The organism is Couchioplanes caeruleus (assembly GCF_003751945.1).
Taxonomy (GTDB): Bacteria; Actinomycetota; Actinomycetes; order Mycobacteriales; family Micromonosporaceae; genus Actinoplanes; species Actinoplanes caeruleus.
Genome location: NZ_RJKL01000001.1, coordinates 4,887,371 through 4,910,516, shown reverse-complemented (window position 1 = coordinate 4,910,516; position 23,146 = coordinate 4,887,371). Strand labels below are relative to the sequence as shown.

The following is a 23,146-nucleotide window of genomic DNA, read 5'->3' as shown; positions in this document are numbered from 1 at the left end:
CCGGTTGCCGGCTTCGCCGCTGGCGCATCCCCGCGCGACGGGTGGTCCGGGCCGGTGACGGACGTGCCGGGCGAAGTGGGGGGTCCGTCGATGGGTGGGAAGTTTTGCGCCGTCTGCGGGACCTGGCCGACGTTCGGGGGAATCACGGCTCGGCCATACGTCGTACCCGAAGGGCGGGGAACGGCCGGCACCCCAGGAGGCACACTGGCCCGCCCTATCCCAGAAGTGCCGTCCTGTGGCCTCGACACGCCGTTGTGGTCAGGACCATTCTGTGAATCTTGCCTCCCCACACGCCCCTCCCCCGTACGTAGCGTCAGACTTAGGGGAGACTACAAACATCCGGCACACCGGCGCGCACGGATCCTGCGGGGCTCATGACTGTCCTGCTCCGGCGCTGGAACCACGGCCGGTCCAAGTCGGGGCGAACAAGGGAGCGAACGATGGATTTCGACGTACTGGTTGAGATCCCCAAGGGCCAGCGGAACAAGTACGAGGTCGACCACAAGACCGGCCGGATCCGTCTTGACCGGACGCTCTTCACCGCGACGCAGTATCCGGCCGACTACGGATACATCGAGGGGACCCTCGGGCAGGACGGTGACCCGCTCGACGCCCTGGTGCTGATCCAGGAGCCGACCTTCCCCGGTTGCCTCGTGCGGGCCCGGGCGATCGGCATGTACCGCATGACGGACGAGAAGGGCCGCGACGACAAGGTCCTCTGCGTGCCCTTCGAGGACCCGCGCCAGGAGCACCTGCGCGACATCCACCACCTGGGCGAGTTCGACCGGATGGAGATCCAGCACTTCTTCACGGTCTACAAGGACCTGGAGCCGGGCAAGTCGGTCGAGGGCGCGACCTGGTCCGGCCGGGTCGAGGCCGAGGAGGAGATCCGCGCCTCCTTCAAGCGTGCCGAGGCTGCCGAGCACGACGAGGACCACTGACCGGCGCACGCGTCGACGATGGCCGGGCTTCTGCCCGGCCATCATGCTTTGACGGGTCATCGTGTTTTTGCAGAGCCATCGCGCCTTTCGGCTTTCGCCGCGCCATCGCGCTTTTCGGCTTTCTCGGGGGGCCGTCGCGCTTTCCGGCGGAGCCGCCCGCGGCGGGCGTCAGATGCTGATGGTGCTGACCAGGCCGTAGAGGCCGACCACGGAGCAGGCCACCGGGATCACCGCGATCACGGCCAGGCCGTCGAGCAGGTCGGCGGCGCGTCCGAGGTACGGCGACGGTGCCCGACGCGACCAACTAGCCCCCGCGGCCACGGTGGCCACCGCCAGCAGCAGCCCGGCCACACTCAGGCCGAGCAGCATGACCTCACCCGCTCCCACGAGCAGGTCGACGCCGAGCACGAAGGCGCCGAACAGGCCGCCGACGAGCAGCGGCACCCGCTGACGCAACGTCACGAAGAGCCGGGACCGCAGCAGCAGGGCGGCGACCGCGAGGCCCGTCAGGATCCGCGCGGCCATCCCGTCCGACGACGCGAGCACCACGAAGGCACCCGCGGCGAGCACGGCGTGGCCGATCAGCATGCCGGTGAGCAGTTCCTCCGTGCGGCTCACGGCGACGAACACCCGCCTGCGGTCGGGCAGTTCCCGCGCGGCGTCGTCGCCCGCGGGCCGAGCGGCGGTGAAACCCTGCTCGGCGTCCGTGCCGGTCGGCAGGGTGACCGGCGGCGTGGGCAGCTTGCCGAAGCGGATCGCCAGCAGCGGCAGGGTGCCGATGCCGCAGACCAGCAGCGACATGAGGACCGCCGCCGCCCCCGCCGCCGTCGTCAGCAGGCCGGTCAGCGCGGTGAGGGCGCCGAGCAGGCCGACCGTCACGCCCGCGGCGAAGATCCGCAGCGAGGCGGCCACGCCGACCCCGCCCAGCGCCGCGAACAGCAGCACGGCCGCCGAGCCGGCGAGCAGCTCCGGGCCGCCGAGCCACGGCAGCAGCGGGAAGACGCCCGCCCGGTCCACCACCCCCTGGCCGACCAGCACCGCGCCACCGGCGAACGCGTACGGCAGCGCCAGGCCGCCGAGGGCCGCGCCGGCGCGCGCGTCCCCGTACGCCCGGGATGCGGTGATGCCCGCGAGCGTGAGCAGCAATGCCACGCCGAGGCCCGCGAACGCCGCGCCGCCCCACCCCGGCCCGGCCGTGAGCACCGCGAAGAGGCCGAGCGAGAGCAGCACCGCGGCCGCGGCGAGCGTGGCCGTCCGGGTCGCGGCCGCGGACCACACGGTTCCTCGGCGGCGCGCGCCCTCGGCGATCGCCTCCACCACGTCGTCGTACTCGAGCTCGGGCCATTCCTCGCGCGCCGGGACGAGGTGCAGCACCTCACCGTCGCGGACGCCCTGGGGAAACAGGCCCTGGGCGGTGGCGAGCGCGACACCGTCCGTACGCCGCAGCACCCACCCGCCGTGCTTCTCGCCGTCGTCGGCCAGGCCCTCGCCCGCGTGGCGCAGGACCTCCGGCAGGAGCTCCACGAGCGGTACGTGCTCGGGCAGCGCCACGTCGACGCGGCGGGAGGGGGCGCTGATGGTGATCCGGGCCAGGCCGATGCTCATGCCGTCACCCCGCCGCGCCCGGCGTCGAGGCGAGCCGTCATGACGCGAAACTCGATGACGAGCACGCTGGGCTCACTCATGGCCAAATTCCCATCGGTGGTGACGAGGCTGCGGAACTGCAGGAACTTTACCTATCCTGGGCCGGGCGCGGTGATCCGGCGACGGCCGCCGCGGACGGGAAGGCCGCCATCGGCCTTTGTGGACAAGTGCCACGAAAGCCCAGAGTGCGGACGAAAGGGATAACTACGGTATGAGCACGGTGGTGATCAAGCGGGCCGCACGACGGCCGGCACCGGAGATCCCGACCGGCGAGCTCGCCGTGGATCCGCCGCCCGAGATCCCGCAGGCGGTCGGCGGCCGCTGGCAGCAGGCGTTCATGGTGCTGCCCATGCTCGGCGGGTCCGTGGCCATGGCGATGATGATGGGCCGGGGCCAGGGCGGCGCCTTCGCGTACGTGATCGGCGGACTCTTCGGCATCTCGTCCCTCGCGATGCTCGCCACCTCGTTCGGCTCCAGCGGCTCGCCCAAGAAGGCCGAGATGATGGCCGCCCGCCGCGAATACCTGCGGCACCTCGCCGGCCTGCGCCGCCGGGTGCGCGACACGGCCACCCGCCAGCGCGTCGGCCTCTACTACCGGCATCCCGACCCGGCCCGGCTGTGGTCGACGGTCGGCAGCCACCGGGTCTGGGAACGCCGGGCCACCGACCCCGACTTCGGCGTCGTCCGGCTCGCCGTCGGACCGCAGACCCTCGCCACCCCGCTCGTCCCGCCGGTGACCCGGCCCCTGGAGGACCTGGAGCCGATGACCGCGGGGGCGCTGCGGCGGTTCCTGGACGCGTACTCGGTCGTCCCGGATCTCCCGGTCGCGGTCTCGCTGCGCGGCTTCGCGCGGGTCTTCCTGCGCGGCGACGGCCCGGACGCCGAGGCCGACGCCCGGGCGCTGACCCGTGCCGTGCTCACCCAGCTCGCCACCTTCCACGCCCCCGACGACCTGATCATCGCGGTGTGCGCGGGGCCCGGACGCCGGGAACGGTGGGAATGGGTCAAGTGGCTCCCGCACAACCTGCACCCCACGCGGACCGACCGCCTCGGCCAGGTACGCCTGGTCGCCAGCGCCGGTCCGGACCTGGAGAGTCTGCTCGAGGACGTCATCGGCAACCGGCCGAGGTTCAACCCGGCCGGTTCCGGCACCTCCGCGCCCCACGTGGTGATCGTGCTCGACGGCGCCGACCTCAAGGGCGCCACCCAGCTCGACGACGGCATCGACGGCGTCACCGTGCTCGACCTGGACGACGTGCCGCCGCGGCTGCTCGACCGGTCCCTGCTCGTGCTCGAGATCCGCGCCGACGGCAAGCGGCGCGAGCTGCACACGTACGCGATGGACCACGCCGCCGAGGTGGGCACGCCCGACCGGCTCAGCGAGGAGGAGGCCGAGGCCGTCGCCCGCCGTCTCGCACCGCTGCGGCTCGCCGCCCTGTCGAAGTCGGCGGACACGCCGCTGGCCGCCGAGATGGGCCTCGCCGAGCTGCTCAACCTCGGCGACCCCGACTCGTTCAGCGTGGCCCAGGCCTGGCTGCCGCGACCCGACCGCGACAAGCTGCGCGTGCCGATCGGTCTCGGCGGCGACGGTTCCGCGATCGAGCTCGACCTGAAGGAGTCGGCCCAGGACGGCATGGGCCCGCACGGCCTGCTGATCGGCGCGACGGGCTCCGGCAAGTCGGAGCTGCTCCGCACGCTGGTGCTCGCGCTGGCCGCCACCCACTCCTCCGAGACGCTCAACTTCGTCCTGGTCGACTTCAAGGGCGGCGCGACCTTCTCCTCGCTGGACCGGCTGCCGCACACCGCCGCCGTCATCACCAACCTCGCCGACGAACTGCCCCTGGTCGACCGCATGGTGGACGCGATCGACGGCGAGCTGATCCGGCGCCAGGAACTGCTGCGCAAGGCCGGCAACTACGCCAGCCTGCGCGACTACGAGAAGGCGCGGGCCGGCGGCGCCGCCCTGCCGCCCCTGCCGTCCCTGCTGATCATCTGCGACGAGTTCTCCGAGCTGCTGTCGGCGAAGCCCGACTTCATCGACCTGTTCGTGCAGATCGGACGCCTGGGCCGGTCGCTGGGCGTGCACCTGCTGCTCGCCAGCCAGCGGCTGGAGGAGGGACGGCTGCGGGGACTCGACACCCATCTGTCGTACCGGATCGGTTTGCGGACCTTCTCGGCGCTGGAGTCCCGGGCCGTGCTCGGCGTGCCCGACGCCTACGAGCTTCCGCGCTCGCCCGGGCACGGCTACCTCAAGTTCGGCACCGAGCCGCTCGTACGCTTCAGGGCCGCGTACGTCTCCGGGGTCTTCCGGCAGGCCGGCAGCCGCCGTCCCGGCGCGACCCGTGACGGCGCCGCGCCCGAGATCCTGTCCTACTCCACCCACTACGTCCCGGCGCCGAAGCCGGTGCGGCTCCCCGAGCCGAAGCCGGAGGAGGTGCCGGCCGGCGAGAGTCTGCTGGATGTGATCGTGGCGCGCCTCAACGGCCAGGGGCCGCCCGCGCACCAGGTCTGGCTGCCCCCGCTGACCCGGTCGGCGACCCTCGACGAGTTGCTCGGCCCGGTCGCCGCCGACCCCGCGCGCGGCCTGTCCTTCGCCAACCCGGAGCTGCACGGCGCCCTGCAGGTGCCGATCGCCCTCATCGACAAACCCCGCGAGCAGTTGCGCGACGTGATGTGGCTGCAGCTCGACGGCGGCTCGGGTCACGTGGCCGTGGTGGGCGGCGCGCAGTCCGGCAAGTCCACGGCGCTGCGCTCGCTGGTCTGCGGGCTGGCGCTCACCCACACGCCCGCCGAGGTGCAGGTCTACTGCCTCGACTTCGGCGGCGGCTCGCTCGGCACCCTGCGCGACCTGCCCCACGTCGGCGGCGTGTACGGGCGCCTCGACGCGGTCGGCGTCCGGCGTACCGTCGGCGAGGTCTCCACCCTGCTCACCGAGCGGGAGCGCCGCTTCGGCGAACTGGGCATCGACTCGATGGCCTCCTACCGGCGGCGCCGCGCGGCCCGCACCGAGCTGGGCACCGGCGCCGACGCGGACCCGTTCGGCGACGTCTTCCTGGTCGTCGACGGCTGGACCACGCTGCGCAAGGACTACGACGAGCTCGAGGGCGTCATCACCGACATCGCGACCCGCGGCCTGTCGTACGGCATCCACGTCGTGACCAGCGCTCCCCGCTGGATGGACTACCGCCCGGCGATCCGCGACCTCTTCGGCTCGAAGGTGGAGCTGCGCCTCGGCGATCCCACCGACTCCGCGGTCAACCGGCGCCAGGCGATCACGGTGCCGGAGAAGCCCGGCCGCGGCATCGTCGAGCACCCGACCGACAAGAACAAGGCCCTGCACTTCCTGACCGTACGGCCGGAGCTGAGCAACGCCGAGTCCACCGAGCTGGTCAAGATGATCGCCGCGTCGTGGACCGGGCCGGTGGCGCCGCGCGTACGGTTGCTGCCGCCCTCGCTGCCGTACGCGGACATCGACCTCACCCGCTCGACCGGCCTGCGCCTGCCGATCGGCATCGCGGAGTCCGACCTGCAACCCGTCGAGATCGACTTCGCGGGCGAGCCGCACTTCCTGCTCTTCGGTGACGCCGAGTGCGGCAAGTCGTCCTTCCTGCGCGCGCTGGCCACCACCATCACCCGGCGCTTCCAGCCGACCGAGGCCCGCATCATCCTGGTCGACTACCGGCGCAGCCTGATGGACCTGCCGGAGAGCGAGCACCGCATCGGGTACGGCATGCAGGCCCAGAAGACCCTCGAGCTGATGGAATCGGTCGCGGGCTACATGGAACGCCGCCTTCCCGGGCCGGACGTGACCGCCCAGCAACTGCGCGAACGCTCCTGGTGGAACGGCCCCGAGCTGTTCGTGCTGGTCGACGACTACGACCTGGTCGCCTCGGGCCCGACGAACCCCCTGCAGCCGATCCTGGAATACCTGGCCCAGGCGCGGGACGTGGGTCTGCACCTGATCGTCACCCGCCGGGCCGGCGGCGCCAGCCGGGCCATGTACGACCCGGTCATCCAGCGCCTGCGCGAGCTGTCCTCGCCGGGGCTCGTGATGAGCGGTCCCGCGGACGAGGGTGCGCTCATCGGCCCGGTCCGCCCGGCCCTGATGCCACCGGGACGTGGCCGCCTGGTGACCCGGCGTGAAGGGGTGCGGTTGGTGCAGTTATCGCATCTCCCCCCGTACTGAGCCGTCGCCCTTGCCCGGACGCACCTCCGGTGCGATCCGCATAGACAGACCACCGCGACAACGCGCGGATTCGGAGTAATCTCGCTCCATCGACCGTCCATCCTCAGAATGGCCCGCCGTCCAGTGAGCGCTGTGAGCGAAGCACCGATCGCGTCCCGTCCAGCCCGGCCTGACGCTTCCGCGCCCCGCGCGCCCCGCGGCGGTGCCCGTTGGTGAGATACCTTCCCGCGCGGGTCACAGCGGCCTGCCTGGCCGCCGGCCTGACCGCGGCTCCCGTCCTCGCTCCCGCCTTCCTCCCCACCGGCTTCTCACCGGCCTCGTCGCCGGGCTCCTCCGCGGCCTCGTCGTCGGCCTTCCCCGGGGGCTCGTCGAGCTACTCCGCGGGCTCGTCGAGCTTCTCCGCGGGCTCGTCGAGCTTCTCCGCGGGCTCGTCGGGCTTCTCTTCGGCGGGGGCAGGTGGGATCGCGGGTCCGCTGGCCGCGCCCGAGCCACTCCAGGGCGACACGGTCCGGGCCGAGCAGTGGCACCTGAAGACGCTCAACGTCGCCGGCGCCTGGAGCCACTCCGCCGGCGAGGGGGTGACCGTCGCGGTCATCGACTCCGGCGTCGAGGCGAGCCATGTCGACCTGCAGGGCCAGGTGCTCAAGGGCCTCGACCTGGTGGACCCGGACGGCGACGGCGACACCGACCTGGTCGGCCACGGCACCACCGTCTCGGCGCTCATCGCCGGCCGCGGCGACGACAGCTCCGGAGTCGTCGGCATCGCGCCCAAGGCCAAGATCCTGCCCGTCCGCGTCCTGGACCGCGACAACCGGTACGACGACGCGATGATCGTCGCCAAGGGCGTCCGCTGGGCGGTCGACAACGGCGCCCGCGTCGTCAACCTCTCCCTCGGCGGCAACGGCAGCAGCCCGGCCCTGGCCGCGGCGCTCGACTACGCCTTCGCCAAGGACGTGGTCGTCGTGGCGTGCACCGGCAACGCCAGCACCTCGACCTCGTCCGGCGTCTGGTATCCGGCCCGTGAACCCGGCGTCATCGCGGTGGCGGGCATGGAGAAGGGCGGCGACACCCTCTGGAGCGGCTCGATCACCGGCAAGGAAACCGTGGTGACGGCCCCGGCAACCCAGCTCACCGGCGCCCGCCCGGACGGCTACTGGCGGGTCCAGGGCACCAGCTTCGCGGCGCCCATGGTGTCGGGCACGGCGGCGCTGATCCGCGCCCGCTGGCCCGCCATGTCCGCGGGCGAGGTGGTCAACCGGATCATCAGGACCGCCCACGACCGGGGCCCGCTGGGACGCGACAGCGATTACGGCTACGGCATGGTCGACCCGGCGGCGGCGCTCACCGCGGATATCCCCGCGGTGACCAGCAACCCCCTCGACACGACGGCCTCCCCGGGCATCGCCCGATTCGGCAGCGCCCCGGCCTCGGGCGAGGCCCAGTCGGCCCCGGACGCCGCCACGTCAAGCTCGGCCGGCGCCCCCGCGTCCGGCGCCAACGCGGGCACCGCGATCACCATGAGCGAGACCGGCACGACCGAGGAATCCCGCGGCTGGTGGGCGGCCGCAACCCTCTTCCTGGCATCCCTCGTCGCCGCGGCCTGGACCATGCGCCGCTTCGCCGGCGTCACCTGACGACCCGCCACCCGCTCGCCCGCGCGGCCACCGCCGCGCTCGGTCACCGCCGCGCTCGCCTCCCGGCCGCTCTCCGCCGGCACACCCGCCCGCGGGCCAGCACGCCCGCTCGCCGTCCGAACCCGAATCCCCGGCGTCGAGCACGGTCGCTGCACGGCCACCGGAAGGCGCCCGCCACCGGCACAGTGCGCACGGGAAGCCCACACCGGGCACCGGGCACCCGGGACAGCGTCACCGCCGCCCAGTGGGAGTGCCCTCGCGGCAGCGTGTCCAGGTCCGCCTACGCGCGCGGCCGTCCGGCCGGCGCAGCGAGGGTCAGTCCGGCGCAGCGGGAGTCAGGCCGGCGCAGCGAGGGTCAGTCCGGCGCAGCGGGAGTCAGGCCGGCGCAGCGAGGGTCAGTCCGGCGCAGCGGGAGTCAGGCCGGCGCAGCGAGGGTCAGTCCGGCGCAGCGGGAGTCAGGCCGGCGCAGCGAGGGTCAGTCCGGCGCAGCGGGAGTCAGGCCGGCGCAGCGAGGGTCAGTCCGGCGCAGCGGGAGTCAGGCCGGCGCAGCGAGGGTCAGTCCGGCGCAGCGGGAGTCAGGCACAGTCGCCCGTCTTCACTCCTCGGGTGCGTTCGATGCCGAGCTTGGCCGTTCCGGCCGCCTCCGCCGCGGTCAGGGCGAAGCCGACGTTGCGGTCGTCCGCGGCCGCCGCGAAGATGACGCCGAGCACGTCGCCGTTGGGGGCGATCAGGGGGCCGCCGGAGTTGCCGCTCTGGACCAGGGCGCGGATCGTGTAGATCTCGCGGGTCACGTTGCCCGAGTCGTAGATGTCCGGCCCGGTGATCTTGCTGACGTCGCGGACCCGGGCGCCCTGGGCGTTGTACGGGCCGTCGAGCGGGAAGCCCAGCACGATCGCGTTCGCACCGGTGCCCGCGGGCTTCCTCACGAACGGCATCAGCGGCGCCTTCAGGCCCGGGACGTAGACGACGGCGAGGTCACGGTCGGGGTCGTACACGACCACTTTGCCGTCGAGGCGGTCGTTCTGCGTCTCCACCTGGACGTTGCGGGTGCCCGCCACCACGTGGGCGTTGGTCATCACGCGCTCGTCGGCGTACACGAATCCGGAGCCCTCGATGCGGCGTGAGCAGCTCGGGGCCGTACCCAGGACCTTGATGACCGACTTGCGGGAGTTGACCACGACCTGGCTCTTCGCCAGGGCCGGGTCCGGGGCCGCCACCTCGCGGGCGTTGGTGCGCCTCAGGCCGCCGAGGACGTCCGGGAAGCCGTTGGTGTTCAGCGACTGCTGCAGCCCCGCCGACAGCGCCTGCGCCTGCTCGGGCATGAGTTTGTTGATGCCGTTGAGCACGGCGCTGCTGCGGACCTGCCGGTTGATCTCGGGGAACGGCGTCGATCCCAGCGGTACGGCGATCAGCCACGCGACCAGCAGCACGGCGACCAGCGACACCATGGCGCCACCCGCGTCGTCGACGCGCTGCAGCGGCCGGCTCTCGATGGTGCGGCGCACCTTGGTGCCGAGCCAGCCCGCCAGGGTCTGCCCGAGCACCGCCAGCGCGAAGATCGTCACGAGCGACACCACGAGCCGGACCGTGCCGTCGGCGAACTGGTTGGCGATCAGCGGCCCGATCTGGAGGCCGATCAGCACGCCGCTGAAGAAGCCGCCGAAGGACAGCGCGCCGATGACGAAACCCTGCCGGTATCCGCTGATCGCGAAGACCAGCATGAGCAGGATCAGGAATCCATCGACCACGGGCACTCGCTCCAGGTAGAAGTGACGGTCACGAGACCACCTCGTCGGAGGTGGCGGCGGCCGACGCGTCGGCGACCGGAACGGATCCGTTGGGCAATGGCGCGGGGCCGGGCAGGTGTGCGGGATCTGGTAGCTCCATGATGCGACCCGGATGCCAGGGTCGGCTCCAGCCGGCCATGTCGAGTAGCGCGGAGATGACGGCGGCGGTGAAGCCCCAGACGAGCATGCCGCTGGTCTGGAAGGCCGGGCCGATCCAGCCGCTCGGGTGGCGTACCCGGATCCGGTTGTCGGGGTCGACCAGGTCGGCGATCCGCAGCCGCGCGACGTGCGCGACCTCGGCGGGGTCGCACGGGCGCACCGGATGCGGGGCGTGCCACCAGGCCAGCACCGGCGTGACCACGAACCCGCTCACCGGGATGTACAGCTCCGGCAGGGTGGTCAGGACGGTCGCCGTCGCCGGATCGAGCCCGACCTCCTCCTGGGCCTCCCGCAGCGCGGTCGCCGCGGCGTCGTGGTCCTCGGGATCGGCGGCGCCGCCGGGGAACGCCGGCTGACCGGCGTGGTTGCGCATGGTCGCGGCTCGCTGGAGCACCAGCAGGTCCGGCTGACCGGTCCGGTCCTCGCCGAGCAGGACGAGGACGGCGCTCGGCCGGGCTCCGGACGCGGGTGGCCGCAGGCTGGTGAAATCCTCGGCACGTGCGGCGGTGGCGCGGGTCAGCAACGGCTCCCACCAGCCCGGAAGCCCGCCGGGACGCTCGTTCGGCGGCCCGCCGGACCGTGCGCTCGCCGGTCTCATCCGGTCACCGTCACGCCAGTGTGGGTACGCACGAGCGTCCCCAGCGTCAGCTTGTCGAGAGCCTTGCCGGTGTAGACGAACTGCTTGCCCTGAGCGTCGAGGAAGACGGTCACAGGCAGGGATGCACGTCCGAGCGCCGACAGGAGCTCCTGATCGCGGTCGAACAGCGTCGGCATCGTGACGCCGTGGTCGGCGGCGAACGACGCCCCGGCGTCGCGGTCGTCCCTGGTGTCGACGCCGAGCACCCGCAGCCTGCCGGATGTGGCGTCGGCCAGCTCCTGCATCAGCGGCAGTTCCTGGCGGCACGGGCCGCACCAGGAACCCCAGAGGTTGATGACGGCGGGACCGCGCAGATCGCTGATCCGCACCTGCGCACCCCCGGTGAAGCAGGGCAGCGAGACATCCGGAAGATCCGAAGAGCCGGGGGGCGAGGAAGAGGCCGCGGCCAGGATCGCGCAGTCGGCGAAGGGCGACGGCCTCTCGGGGTCCGGCGTGCCGACGGAGGTCGTGCAGGCGGCGAGGAGCAGCGCCACCGACGGGACCAGCCACAGCGACGGGTTGAACCACCTCGCAGGGCCGGCCCGACGTGCATCCGCGGTGTCACAGCGCCGCACAGCCCCCGGGACGCGGCGCCCAGGGCCCAGGGAGTCACTGCTCACGGCGCCTCCGGGGTCGCCACGGCCGCCGCGGGGACGAGGCCGGGGTCGATGCCCGCCTGCACGGCCAGCTCGCGTGCCCGGGGGCCCTTGAGCAGCCGGGCGGCCGGGGCCGCCTCGGTCGGGCCGGTGCCGTACGACGGGCACACCGCGGCCAGGGTGCAGGCGCCGCAGGCCGGCTTGCGGGCGTGGCAGACGCGGCGACCGTGGAAGATGATCCGGTGCGACAGCATGGTCCAGTCGCGCTTCTCGATCAGCTCGGCGACCTGAAATTCGATCTTGACCGGATCCTCTTCCTGGACCCACCCGAAGCGGTTGACCAGGCGGCGGAAATGCGTGTCGACGGTGATGCCCGGGACGTCGAAGGCGTTGCCCAGGATGACGTTGGCGGTCTTACGGCCGATGCCCGGCAGCGCGACCAGCAGGTCCAGCTTGCCGGGCAGCTCGCCGCCGTGGCGCTCGACCAGCGCCTGGCCCAGCTTGATGAGCGAGTCGGTCTTGGCACGGAAGAAGCCGGTCGGCCGGAGGATCTCCTCGAGCTGCGCGCGGTCCGCCGCCGCGTAGTCGGCCGCCGTCAGGTAGCGCTTGAAGACGACGGGCGTGACCTCGTTGACCTTCTTGTCGGTGCACTGCGCCGACAGGATGGTCGCCACGGCGAGCTGCAGAGGCGTCTCGAAGTCGAGCTCGCAGTGGGCGTCGGGATGGGTCTCGGCGAGCAGCCTGGCCGTCTTACGGGCTCGGCGCTTGCGTCCGACGGGTGTCTCTCCCGCGAACCGCCTGGCCGACCGGTCGAGCACGGCCGCACCGGTGGACGCGGCAACAGGAGGACGACTCACGCGAGCAAGAGTACGTCGCGCCTCCGACATTCCTCGCCCGCAGAAAGGTCATGAAAACCCCACAAACGGGCGGGATATCGGGCAGTACGGTACGGCATCCATCAATGGAAGGCGCCACGATTCGATTACGCAAAGTGATTACCGCCGAACGGCCGAGGGCCTCTCACCGAGAGCGACGGATTTTTGGGTCTTCTGCGGCTGGAGCGGTTACGCTGCGAGATCCAGATCGAGGGGTGCCCGCCCGTTTGAGGGTCGCGTACGCCTAGACTGATCGTGCGCGGCGAAGCGCGTAGTCGGAGGTACAGCGATGGATGAGGTACTGGCTCGCAGCGGGATCTTCCAGGGCGTTGACCCGGAGGCTGCCGAGGCGCTCGCCAAGGAGATGGAGACGATCGAGTTCCGCAAGGGCGACATCGTCTTCAATGAGGGCGAGGCGGGCGACAGCCTTTACATCGTTCTCTCCGGCAAGATCAAGCTGGGCCGCCGCGCCGCGGACGGCCGGCAGAACCTGGTCTCAATCATGGGTCCGTCGGACATGCTCGGTGAGCTGTCGCTGTTCGACCCGGGCCCACGCACAGCGACGGCAACCGCGGTGACCGACACCCGGCTCGCCCGGCTCAAGAAGTCGTCCCTGCGGCCCTGGCTGAACAACCGTCCGGAGATCGCCGAACAGCTCCTGCGTGTCCTCGCCCGCAGGCTCCGCCGGACGAACGACGCGCTGGCGGACCTCATCTTCACGGACGTGCCGGGCCGCGTGGCCAAGAACCTGCTGCAGATGGCGGGCCGTTTCGGCACCCGGGACGGCGGTGTGCTGCGGGTGACGCACGACCTGACCCAGGAGGAGCTGGCCCAGCTCGTCGGCGCCTCGCGCGAGACGGTCAACAAGGCGCTGGCCGACTTCGCGTCGCGGGCCTGGCTGCGGCTCGACGGCAAGAGCGTCATCATCCTGGATCCGGAGCGCCTGGCCCGCCGGGCCCGCGTCTAGGTTTTCCGGCACCGCGCAGCAGTACGTAAGGGGTCGTCCCGACGGACGACCCCTTCGGCGTGTCCGGATAACGGTCATAGCGCCGCATAGTTTGCGAATCGCCACCTGATTGGAGGACAGAACCCGCCCGTCAAGATCCGTGTCGCACCCGGTCAGCCGCTCGTTACGGAGGTGGTCGATAGGCACTACGACGGTCGAGAGGGCGCGGCTTTGAACGAGGTGGCGGGCGTGCAGCGCAGCGGGGTGACGACGTGACCGTGCTGGACACCGCGATCGACCCGCGCACCCCCGCCTATCTGGCCAGCCGCAGCGCGATGCTGGAGCGGCTCGCCGAGCTCGAGACGGCGCTGGAGGCGGCCCGCGCGGGCGGCGGCGAGAAGTGGGTGACCCGCCACCACGCGCGCGGCAAGCTGCTGCCCCGCGAGCGGGTCGAGATGCTGCTCGACCAGGACAGTCCCTTCCTCGAGCTCTCACCGGTGGCCGCGTGGGGTTCCGAGTTCCCCGTGGGCGCCAGCGTGGTGACCGGCATCGGAGTCGTCGAGGGCGTCGAGTGCGTGGTCATCGCCAACGATCCGACGGTCGACGGTGGCGCGGTCAACCCGTACACGGTCGAGAAGATTCGGCGGGCCGCGCGGATCGCCTCGGTGAACCGGCTGCCGCTGGTGAACCTGGTCGAGTCGACGGGCGCGGCCGCGCCCGCGGGTCCGCCGCCCGGCGGCGCGATCGCCCGCGATCTCAGCCAGTTGACCGCCGACCGGGTGCCCACGGTGTGCGTGGTCTTCGGCGCCACGACCGGGGACGCGGCGTACCTGCCCGCGCTCTCCGACTACACGATCATGGTGCGCGGGCACGCCAAGATGCTCACGATCCACCCGCAGCCGGTCCGCGCCTCGGGTGCGAACGGCCGGCCCGCTCCCGAGGTACGCAGCGCGCCCACCGTCCCGGCCGGAGTGACCGGCCCGGCCGACCAGTTGGCCGAGGACGAGCGCGACGGGCTGCGCCTGGCGCGGCAGTGCGTACGCCGCTTCAACTGGCGCAAGCGCGGTCCGGCCCCGCGCTCGTACCCGCCGGAGCCGCCGAAGTACGACGCCGAAGACCTGCTGACCATGGCGGGTACGGATGCGGCGCCGCCCTTCGACCCCCGCGAGGTCCTGGCCCGGATCCTCGACGGCAGCGACTTCGACGAGTTCAAGCCCGCCCAGGGCACCGGGCTGGTGACCGGCTGGGGCGAACTGCACGGCTATCCGATCGGCGTGGTCGCCAACCTCGGCGGCGCGTTCTCGCCGGCCGAGACGCAGAAGGCCGTGCATTTCATCCAGTTGGCGAACGCGACCGCGACCTCGCTGCTGTTCGTCCAGTACACCGGCGTTCCCACGGCCGAGCCGCACGAGGCCGCCGACGTACGCCACGGCGCGCCCCTGGTCCACGCGGTGGCCAAGTCCACGGTGCCGCACCTGACGTTGATGATCGGCGCCACTCCGGCCGGGGAGGCCGGGGGTGTCTACGGGCGCGCGTACGAGCCGCGGTTCCTGTTCAGCTGGCCCGTCGAGCGGCCTGCGGACGGGCCCCTCGGGAAGCTCCCGGACGACGGCGTCATCGACCCCCGAGACACCCGTACGGTGCTCGGGCTCTGCCTGTCCGCGGTGCACAGCGCGGCCGTCGAGGGCGCCGAGCACATCGGCGTGTTCCGGCCCTGACGCGATTTTCGAAAGGTAGAGCAGAGCAGTGATCCGACGTCTTCTGGTGGCCGATCGTGGGGAGATCGCCCGCCGGGTCTTCGCCACCTGCCGCCTGGTCGGCATCGAGACGGTCGCCGTCTACTCCGATGCCGACTCCGACGCGCCGCACGTCACGGAGGCGGACTACGCGGTCCGCCTCACCGGCGGCTCGCCGTCCTCGACGTACCTGCGCGGCGATCTCATCATCGCGGCGGCGAAGCGGGCCGGTGCGAACGCCGTCCATCCCGGCGACGGCGTGCTCGCCGAGGATCCGGCGTTCGCGGCCGAGGTGGCCGACGCGGGCATGATCTGGGTCGGCGCACCGGCCAAGACGCTCGGCACCCTGCACAGCAAGATCGAGACGAAGGCGGTCGTCGCGGAGGCCGGCGTGCCGGTCCTGCCGACGTTCACCGATCCCGAGGCGGTCGACGACTTCCCGGTGCTCATCAAGCCCGCCGGCGGCAGCGGCGGCGCGGGCATGCGGGTCGTCCGGGACCCGGTCACCCTCGCCGAGGCGGTCGCCTCCACCCGACAGGAGACCGGCGACAAGGTCTTCTGCGAGCCGTACCTGGAGAACGTGCGGCACATCGAGGTGCCGATCATCGCGGACGCGCACGGTGCGGTGGTGCCGTTCGGCGAGCGCGAGTGCTCGGTCCAGCGCCGCTATCAGAAGATCATCGAGGAGACGCCGTCGCCGGCGGTCGACCCGGCGCTGCGCGAGCAGCTCTGCCGGGCGGCGATCATCGCGGTCCGGTCGATCGGGTACGTGGGCGCCGGCGCCGTGGAGTTCCTGCTGGAGGAGGACGGCGACTTCTGGTTCGTCGAGCTGACCCCGAGCCTGCAGGTCGAGCACGCGGTGACCGAGTGCGTTTCCGGGTACGACCTGGTCCGCCTGCAGTTGCTGGTCGCCGAGGGCGGCAACCTGCCGATGCCCGGCCCGCCGCCGATCCGCGGCCACGCCATCGAGGTGCGGATCTGCGCGGAGGATCCGGCGTACGCCTGGCTGCCCGCCACCGGCACCCTGCACCGCTTCAAGGTCCCGGACGTGGCCGGCTCCTTCCGCCCGCTGCCCCAGCCCGGCCTGCGCCTGGACGCCGGCGCGGTGGACGGCTCGGTGGTCGGCGGCCAGCAGGACTCGATGCTGGCCAAGCTGGTGGCCTGGGCGCCGACGCGGCAGGAGGCCGCGCGGATGCTGGCCTCGGCGCTGACCCGTACGGAGCTGCACGGCGTGGTCTCCAACCGGGACCTGCTCGTCCGCGTGCTGCGGCACGGCGCGTTCCGGGCCGGCGACGTGGACACCGGCTTCCTCGACCGGCACCCGGAGGTGTTCGCGCCGTTGCTGTCGTCGGTCGACGCCGTCCGCATCTCCTGCCTCGCCGCCGCTCTCGCCGGCGCCGCGGCCCGGCGCTCGTCCGCGCCCGTGCTGCGCTCGCTGCCGTCGGGCTGGCGCAACGTCCCGTCCGGCTCGCAGACGGCCGTGTACGACGGCCCGGCCGGTCCGGTCGAGGTCGGCTACCGGATGAACCGGCACGGCGAGCTGGCGGGCTGGTGGGTGCGCGCGGTGGATCCCGAGGAGCTCGACCTCGCGGGGCTCGGCCAGGCGCCGACCCTGGACGACCACCCGCCCACGGTCGTCGTGCGCGCCGACGGCTCGCGGGTGGACCTCGACGTCAACGGCATCCGGCTCAGCCTCAAGGTGCACCGGGTCGGCGAGGTCTCGTATGTGGACAGCCCCGAGGGTTCGGTCGCCCTGCGCGAGCTGTCCCGCTTCCCGCTGCCCGCCCCGGAGGCGACCGAGGGCTCGTTGATCGCCCCGCTCCCCGGGGCCGTGCGCCGGGTCCTCGTGGTGCCGGGTCAGCGCGTCCGCGCGGGCGAGCTGCTGCTCACCCTCGAGGCGATGAAGCTGGAGCACCCGGTGCACGCGCCGTCCGCGGGGGTAGTGGCCTCGCTGCCGGTGCATCCGGGCGCCGAGGTCGACACCGGCGAGCTGCTGGCCGTGCTGGACCCCGAGTAGGACCGGGCCGGGTCAGCCGCGGGCCAGGACCGGCCCGTGGAGCTGGTCGGTGCCGCGCCCGGCGAGGCAGCGGAAGGTCCGGTCGTCGGTCGGCGGGAGCACCGACAGCGCCCATTCGGTGCTGTCGGTGCGCGTGGTCGTACGCCGGAACATCGCCCGGCTGCACACCCGCCGCACGCTGGGATTCGTGGTCACGGCGGCCCGGTCCTGCGGGTCCACGTACGACGGCAGGGAACCCACCGCGAAGACCTCCCAGGTGTGCCTCCGGGCGCAGGACACCTCGCGGGCGACCGCTCCGGACTCCGGCCGCAACGCGAAGCATTCCAGCTCGCCCGGGCAGTGCGCGCGGACGGCGAGGCAGCCCGGCAGGCGCGACATCGCCGTCGGCAGCGTCGAGGTGGCCGGGACGGCGAGCCGGGAGGCGAACGAGCGTACGGCCGGAGCATGCGACGACGTCAGCAGCGCGCCGGCCACCGACGCGCCGATCAGCAGGGATACCCCGAAGCCGCCGAACAGCCAGCGGCGCTTGCCGCGCTTGGGGTTCCCGGTGTGCACGGTCGGGGTCTCGTCGGCCGCATCCCGGGTGGGCGTCACCGGCGGCACCGGACGCGGCTGCGGCGAGGGCGGATACGGCCGCGGCACGGGCGGCACGAACGTCGACGACCGATAGACGTTCGGCGCGGGGTGACCGGCGGGGTGCATGTGCAGGCCGGCGAGCATCTCGCGCAACTGCTCGGCGGTCGGGCGGTCGCGCGGGTCGTTGGCCATCCCGTACCGGAGGACCTCGGTGAGCGCGTGCGGAACGCCAGGAAGGTCCGGGATCGGCTGGTTGAAGAGGTCCATCAGCGAGATCAGGCTGGGGCTGCGGTCGGACTCCCAGCGCGGCGGCCGTCCCCGCATGACGGCGTAGAGGGTGGCGCAGAGCGCATACACGTCGACGGCGCCCGAGGGGTCGGCGTGCGAGAACATCTCGGGCGGCGCGTAGGCGGGGGTCAGCACCTCGAGGGTCACCGACGAGTCGCGCATCTCGCCGAGCACGGCGAGCCCGAAGTCGGCGAGCACGGCCGGGTTGAAGTGCGAATACAGGATGTTGGCCGGCTTCACGTCGCGGTGCAGGACACCGTTCGCGTGCGAGTGCACCAGCGCGTCGGCGATCTTCACCCCCAGGTCGCGGGCCTCCACCGCGCCGAGCGGGGAGACGCGCATGCGATCCAGGTACGAGCCGTCGCACAGCTCCATGATCAGGTACGGATGCTGATCCACCGTGACACCGACGTCGAAAAGGTCGACGACGTGCGGATGCGAGGACATCCGCCCGGCCGCCTTCGCCTCGCGCAGGAAGCGGGCCTGGTCACGCGGATTGTCCAGAGTCCGGTTCTCGACCTTGATGGCGACGTCGCGACCGACCGAGTCCTGTGTCGCTCGGTACACGGTCGCGTACCCTCCGCGAGCCATGACGGTCAAGCCGGACATACCTGGCACGTAGGGCACGGGCAGGCGACCAGGCGGGGTATCCGTCACGGCTTAGAAAATACGCGACCCGCGTGCGGGATCATCCCGGCACGTCAGACGCGAACGCGACAGATTCCGGCGGTTCCACGATGGAGGATGCCAAAGCGTCCCGCAGATCCTCCGCGACGACCCGCTCACTCGCCTGTTCGGTCGCGTACGCCAGCAACACCGCCTCCTCCGCCGCGCCCCGCGCGGCCGACATGTCCCCGGCGGCCGCGCTGACCCTCGCCTGCACCATGGCCGCGACCACGCCGCTGCGCACGTCCTCGGCCGGGATCTCCCGCGCCCGCCGGATCCACGCACCCGCCTCGCCCACCCGGCCGTCGGCGAGCAGGGCGGACGCGTACGACGCCAGCGCCTGCCGCCGTGAGAACAGCAGCGAGCCGCTGGTGTCGCTCGCGATCGGGGCGAGCAGGCCGATCGCCGTGCCCGGATCGCCCGCCCGCAGGCGCGCCTCGGCGAGCAGCACCCGCGGTCCCACCTGCGCGGGCGCCAGCGGATTGTGCGGCTCGACGGCGGTCATGACCCGGCGTGCGTCGGCCTCGGCGGCCTCGCCGTCGCCGCGCTGCAGCGCCACGAAGCCGCGGATCGTGCCGGCCATGCCGAGCAGCAGGGGGTGACCGGTGCGCCCGGCGTGGTCGAGGGCGTCGGTGAGCAGGTCGTCGGCGTGGTCGAACTCGCCCAGGCCCCGGGCGATGACCCCGCGGACGACCAGCGCGAGGCCGCGGCCCCAGTCGTCCGAGACCTTGTCGAAGTCCCGGTACGCCCGGCGCGCCTCGCCGTCGGCCTCCGCGAGGTCGCCGAGCTCCGCGGACGCGTACGCCTCCACCGCCCGCAGCGTGCCGACCGCCCAGCCCTCGCCGACCCGGTCGCCGAAGGGCAGGAAGATGCGCGCCAGCCGCCGCGACTCCTGCAGCCGCCCGGCCAGCAGCCGGGCGAACGCCGTCGTGCCGCGCAGCCACGCGCGTCCCACCGGGTCACCGAGCTCGGCGAAGAGCCGGGCGGCCCGGCCCAGCACCGCGTCGGTGCCGGGGAAGTCCCCGCGCGTGGTCGTCACCCACGCGAGGTTCTGCAGCGCCCACGCCTGCCCGTGCCGGTCGCCCGCGGCCAGCGTCACCTGGTACGCGGCCGCGAACCGGCTGCTCGCCTGGCTGAGCTTGCCGGCCAGGAAGTCGGCCATGCCCAGCCGGCGCATGGCGTTGGCCCGCTCCGGAGCCAGCTCGGCGTCGGTCGCCACCTTCAGGGCCTCCTGCCAGGCGGTCACCGCCCGGGGCACATCGCCCATCGCCTCCCGCGCCCGGCCCACCACCAGCAGCGCCTCCGCCCGGCACACCGGCTCGTCGTCGGCGGTCTCGGCGATCTTCTCGCCGCAGGTCAGCGCCTCGTCGGCGCGGCCCAGGCGCAGCAGCGCCCGCGCGTGCACGAGTTGATCGGACAGGGGCAGAGCGTCCTTGGCGAGCGCTGCGGCACGCTCGGCGTACGCGATCGAGGAGGCCGGTTCGATGTTGGCGAGCGCCCGCCGGGCCAGCCGGCCGAGCGCCGCGACGCCCAGCGGCGCGACGTTGCGGACGCTGGCGTCGGGGCGCAGCCGGACGGCGTCGGCCAGCTCCATCGCGCACTCGGCGTGGGTGGCCACGAACGCGTCCCGCTCGTTCTCGCCCAGACTCAGCCGGGAGGCGCCGTCGTAGCCGAGCGCGTCGATGGTCTCCGGCGCCGCCCAGCGCGCGAGGTAGGCATGCCGGCCCGCCAGGTCGGCCTTGCCGATGCCCGCGTAGGCCGCCTCGCGCATCAGCGGCGTGGTGAACGCGTATCCGCCCCGCACCCGGTGCAGCATGCGGCGCTGCAGCAGCTCGTCGACCGCTCGCTCCAGCTCGACCGCGGCGACCGCGCCCGAGCGCGCGTCGCCCGGCGACCGGCGCTCGCGCAGCGCCTCCACCACCCCGGTCGGCACGGTGTCGCCCACCACGGCGGCGTCGCGCAGCACCGAACGGGGCTCGCTCGGCAGGGCGTCGATACGCGCCGCGAGCACGGCGGCGAGGTCGCGGGAGAGCAGCCGGCTGTCCATCGCCCCGCCGGCGAGCTGCCACTTCCCGGCCGCGTTCGCACCGACAGCGGGCATCAGCGCGCCGCGCTCCAGCAGCAGCGTGACGAGCTCGGCCAGGTAGAAGGCATTGCCCTGCGCGGTGGCCAGCAGGCGGTCCGCGTCCGCCTGCGGAAGCTTCCCGCCGTTCAGGTACGACGTGAGCAGCCGGGACGCGTCCGCACCGCGCAGCGGCGGCAGGGTGTGGATCTCGGCGTCCGCGAGGCGGGTCAGGGCGCCCGCCGTACGCACCAGCTCGGGGCGACCGAGCAGCAGCATGACCACCGGCCCGTCGAGGCGCGACAGCACTCCGCCGAGCGCGTCGATGGTCTCGGCGGTGGCGTCGTGCAGGTCGTCGACGATGACGACCAGCGGCGCCTCCCTGGCCAGCGCGGTCAGCAGCCCCGCGACCGCGATCGGGATCGTCTCGGAGTCGGGCTGGGCGCCGCCGGTCGGCTGCCACTCCGCGACCGCGGCCACGCCGACCGGGTTCGCCGGCACCTCGCCGTACCCGAGCAGCGCGAGCAGCCGGTCGATGTCGATCTCCGGCGCCTCGCCGTCGCGGCTCAGCCGGGCGACCAGCTTGCGCAGCCGCTCCTCGACCACCGCGCGGCTGATCGTCGAGGCGACGTCCTTGGGCAGGCCGACGGACTTGCGCACCAGGTCCGCCAGGGGTGCGAACCGCCGCCGCTCGCCGAACGCCCGGCACCGGGCCCGCAGCACGCGGGCACCGGTGTGCGCGGCGAACCGCCCGGCGCCCACGTCGTAGCCGGCCGCCAGGCGCTTGACCTCCCCCGCGAACCGGGTCTTGCCGATGCCGGCCTCCGCGGTCATCACCATCACCCGCGGATTGCCGGAGTCGATCACCTCGGCGAGCCGGCCGGCGACCCGGCCCAGCTCGGTCTCCCGGCCCACGAAGGGCGCCTCGTCGCCCACACCCGACCGGGTTCCCGGGGCGTCGTGCAGGCCGAGCAGCTCGTACGCCGGCACCGGCTCCCGCTTGCCCTTGAGCCGCAAGGCCCGCAACTGCCGCCAGGAAGCGACGTGCCGGGTGCCGGCGGAGGTGCGCGCGCCCGCGTAGACGGCACCGACCGCGGCGGCGTCGGCCAGCCGGGCGGCGGTGTTCACGGTGTCGCCGATGACCGTGTACTCGATCGAGGCCTGGATGCCGGCGACGACCTCGCCGGTGTTCAGGCCGACGCGCAACCCGAGCGGGGCGCCGCCGCCGCGCTCGTCGTCCAGCACCCGCCGGACCGCGCGCTGCATGCTCAGCGCGGCGCGAACGGCGCGCTCGGCGTCGTCCTCGTGCGCCACCGGCGCCCCGAAGACCGCCATGATCCCGTCGCCGGTGAGCTTGTCGACGTGCCCGCCGAAGGTCTTGACGGCGCCGGCGAGCGCCGCGAGCACCCGGTCGGTGACCGCGCCGACGCGCTCGGGGTCGAGGTCCTCCGACCAGGAGGTGAAGTCCGAGAGGTCGCCGAAGAGCACCGTCACGATGCGCCGCTCCGCCGCGGGCAGGGTCGCGGCGGCGGGCAGGGCCGCACCGCAGTTGTGACAGAACCGCGCGCCGGGTACGGCCACGGTTCCGCACACGGGACAGGTCACAGCGGGTCCAACCGTTCCCGGGTGGGCGGTGATTCCCGCCTCAGAAACTCGAGTTGGGCGCGCGCGGACCACTCGGCGGCAAACCGCACGCCAGGATCGATGTCGGGATAAACCGCGTCGACGACCTGCTCGGCGGTCCCGGCGCCCGCGGCGAGCGCGGCGCGGACCTGGTCGAGCCGCTCCCGCCGGTGCGCCAGATAGGCCGTCGCCACCTCGGCGCAGTCGGGCCGCACCGGGCCGTGACCGGGCAGCATCAGCAAGGGGTACGCCCGCAGCGTCTCGAGGCTGTCCAGGTACGCCCCGAGGTCGCCGTCGGGCCACGCCACCACGGTCGTGCCCCGGCCCAGCAGGGTGTCACCGGTGAACACGGCGTCCTCGACCACGAAGCACACCGAGTCGCCGGTGTGCCCCGGCGTCGCGACGACCTCGATGTCCAGTCCCGCGAGCCGCATCCTGGGCGGCAGCGGATCGCCGTGTCTCGGATCGGCGGCGAGGACCGGCACCCCGCCCAGCATGCGGGAGAGCGTCTCGGCGCCCTCCACGTGATCGTGGTGGCCGTGCGTGATCAGGATGGCGCTCAGCGGCCGGTTCTCCGCGATGGAGGCGAGATGCCCTGCGTCGTCGGGGCCGGGGTCGACGACCACCGCGTCGTGGGCGCCCGGCGCCCGCAGCACCCAGGTGTTGGTGCCGTCCAGCGTCATCGGCCCCGCGTTGGGTGCCAGCAGCGTCGTGACCCACTCCGGCAACCGCTCGACCTGCGACGACACAGACGCCACCCCCCAGCGCATGGT

General features: G+C 73.1%; 14 protein-coding genes. 6 read left to right on the top strand and 8 right to left on the bottom strand.

Annotation, left to right across the window (positions count from 1 at the left end; translation table 11 throughout):
* The first annotated feature begins 440 nt into the window (after window positions 1-440).
* Window positions 441-941 carry an inorganic diphosphatase gene (locus tag EDD30_RS21770; RefSeq protein WP_071805768.1) on the top strand — a complete coding sequence of 167 codons (501 nt, stop codon included), beginning with the start codon at window positions 441-443 and terminating at the stop codon, window positions 939-941.
* Between the two features lie 168 nt (window positions 942-1,109).
* On the opposite strand, the gene eccD is transcribed toward EDD30_RS21770, so the two are convergent.
* Window positions 1,110-2,546 carry a type VII secretion integral membrane protein EccD gene (eccD, locus tag EDD30_RS21765; RefSeq protein WP_071805769.1) on the bottom strand — a complete coding sequence of 479 codons (1,437 nt, stop codon included), beginning with the start codon at window positions 2,544-2,546 and terminating at the stop codon, window positions 1,110-1,112.
* 250 nt (window positions 2,547-2,796) lie between these two features.
* Here eccD and eccCa point away from each other — a divergent pair, with 250 nt between their 5' ends.
* Window positions 2,797-6,771: a type VII secretion protein EccCa gene (gene eccCa, locus EDD30_RS21760; RefSeq protein WP_071805770.1), complete on the top strand. Its 3,975-nt coding sequence runs from the start codon at window positions 2,797-2,799 to the stop codon at window positions 6,769-6,771.
* A gap of 212 nt (window positions 6,772-6,983) precedes the next feature.
* Window positions 6,984-8,405: a type VII secretion-associated serine protease mycosin gene (gene mycP / locus EDD30_RS21755; RefSeq protein ID WP_244945353.1), complete on the top strand. Its 1,422-nt coding sequence runs from the start codon at window positions 6,984-6,986 to the stop codon at window positions 8,403-8,405.
* Window positions 8,406-8,980: 575 nt separating this feature from the next.
* Here the strand turns inward: mycP and EDD30_RS21750 are convergent.
* Genes EDD30_RS21750 through nth form a run of 4 tightly spaced genes read right to left on the bottom strand, consistent with a single transcriptional unit; the run spans window position 8,981 to window position 12,441 of the window.
* Window positions 8,981-10,159, bottom strand: coding sequence for a MarP family serine protease (locus EDD30_RS21750; RefSeq protein WP_071805771.1), 1,179 nt, complete (start codon window positions 10,157-10,159; stop codon window positions 8,981-8,983).
* A gap of 22 nt (window positions 10,160-10,181) precedes the next feature.
* The gene (locus tag EDD30_RS21745) at window positions 10,182-10,949 is read right to left on the bottom strand and encodes an NUDIX hydrolase (RefSeq protein ID WP_071805772.1); all 768 of its coding nucleotides are present in this window, start codon (window positions 10,947-10,949) and stop codon (window positions 10,182-10,184) included.
* A complete protein-coding gene (locus EDD30_RS21740) occupies window positions 10,946-11,608 on the bottom strand; it encodes a TlpA family protein disulfide reductase (RefSeq protein WP_244945352.1) in 663 nt (220 codons plus the stop codon). The genes EDD30_RS21745 and EDD30_RS21740 overlap by 4 nt, the downstream gene beginning before the upstream one ends.
* Complete coding sequence (gene nth, locus EDD30_RS21735; protein WP_244945351.1) at window positions 11,605-12,441, bottom strand: endonuclease III; 837 nt, start codon at window positions 12,439-12,441, stop codon at window positions 11,605-11,607. The genes EDD30_RS21740 and nth overlap by 4 nt, the downstream gene beginning before the upstream one ends.
* 307 nt (window positions 12,442-12,748) lie before the next feature.
* Here nth and EDD30_RS21730 point away from each other — a divergent pair, with 307 nt between their 5' ends.
* The 3 genes from EDD30_RS21730 (at window position 12,749) to EDD30_RS21720 (ending at window position 17,158) form a co-directional block, all read left to right on the top strand.
* A complete protein-coding gene (locus tag EDD30_RS21730) occupies window positions 12,749-13,426 on the top strand; it encodes a Crp/Fnr family transcriptional regulator (RefSeq protein ID WP_023562908.1) in 678 nt (225 codons plus the stop codon).
* Between the two features lie 251 nt (window positions 13,427-13,677).
* A complete protein-coding gene (locus tag EDD30_RS21725; protein WP_071805774.1) occupies window positions 13,678-15,123 on the top strand; it encodes a carboxyl transferase domain-containing protein in 1,446 nt (481 codons plus the stop codon).
* A gap of 28 nt (window positions 15,124-15,151) precedes the next feature.
* Window positions 15,152-17,158 carry an ATP-binding protein gene (locus tag EDD30_RS21720; protein WP_071805775.1) on the top strand — a complete coding sequence of 669 codons (2,007 nt, stop codon included), beginning with the start codon at window positions 15,152-15,154 and terminating at the stop codon, window positions 17,156-17,158.
* A gap of 12 nt (window positions 17,159-17,170) precedes the next feature.
* Here the strand turns inward: EDD30_RS21720 and EDD30_RS21715 are convergent, their stop codons facing one another.
* Genes EDD30_RS21715 through EDD30_RS21705 form a run of 3 tightly spaced genes read right to left on the bottom strand, consistent with a single transcriptional unit; the run spans window position 17,171 to window position 23,143 of the window.
* Complete coding sequence (locus EDD30_RS21715; protein ID WP_071805776.1) at window positions 17,171-18,679, bottom strand: serine/threonine-protein kinase; 1,509 nt, start codon at window positions 18,677-18,679, stop codon at window positions 17,171-17,173.
* 31 nt (window positions 18,680-18,710) lie between these two features.
* Complete coding sequence (locus tag EDD30_RS21710; protein WP_071805777.1) at window positions 18,711-22,355, bottom strand: adenylate/guanylate cyclase domain-containing protein; 3,645 nt, start codon at window positions 22,353-22,355, stop codon at window positions 18,711-18,713.
* Window positions 22,352-23,143 carry an MBL fold metallo-hydrolase gene (locus EDD30_RS21705; protein WP_071805778.1) on the bottom strand — a complete coding sequence of 264 codons (792 nt, stop codon included), beginning with the start codon at window positions 23,141-23,143 and terminating at the stop codon, window positions 22,352-22,354. The genes EDD30_RS21710 and EDD30_RS21705 overlap by 4 nt, the downstream gene beginning before the upstream one ends.
* Between the last annotated feature and the right edge of the window lie 3 nt (window positions 23,144-23,146).

Excerpts from the sequence above, each read along its gene's own strand:
- EDD30_RS21730 (WP_023562908.1), top strand. The coding sequence starts at position 12,749 with ATGGATGAGGTACTGGCTCGCAGCGGGATCTTCCAGGGCGTTGACCCG.
- EDD30_RS21745 (WP_071805772.1), bottom strand. The coding sequence starts at position 10,949 with ATGAGACCGGCGAGCGCACGGTCCGGCGGGCCGCCGAACGAGCGTCCC.
- eccCa (WP_071805770.1), top strand. The coding sequence starts at position 2,797 with ATGAGCACGGTGGTGATCAAGCGGGCCGCACGACGGCCGGCACCGGAG.
- eccD (WP_071805769.1), bottom strand. The coding sequence starts at position 2,546 with ATGAGCATCGGCCTGGCCCGGATCACCATCAGCGCCCCCTCCCGCCGC.
- EDD30_RS21705 (WP_071805778.1), bottom strand. The coding sequence starts at position 23,143 with ATGCGCTGGGGGGTGGCGTCTGTGTCGTCGCAGGTCGAGCGGTTGCCG.
- EDD30_RS21770 (WP_071805768.1), top strand. The coding sequence starts at position 441 with ATGGATTTCGACGTACTGGTTGAGATCCCCAAGGGCCAGCGGAACAAG.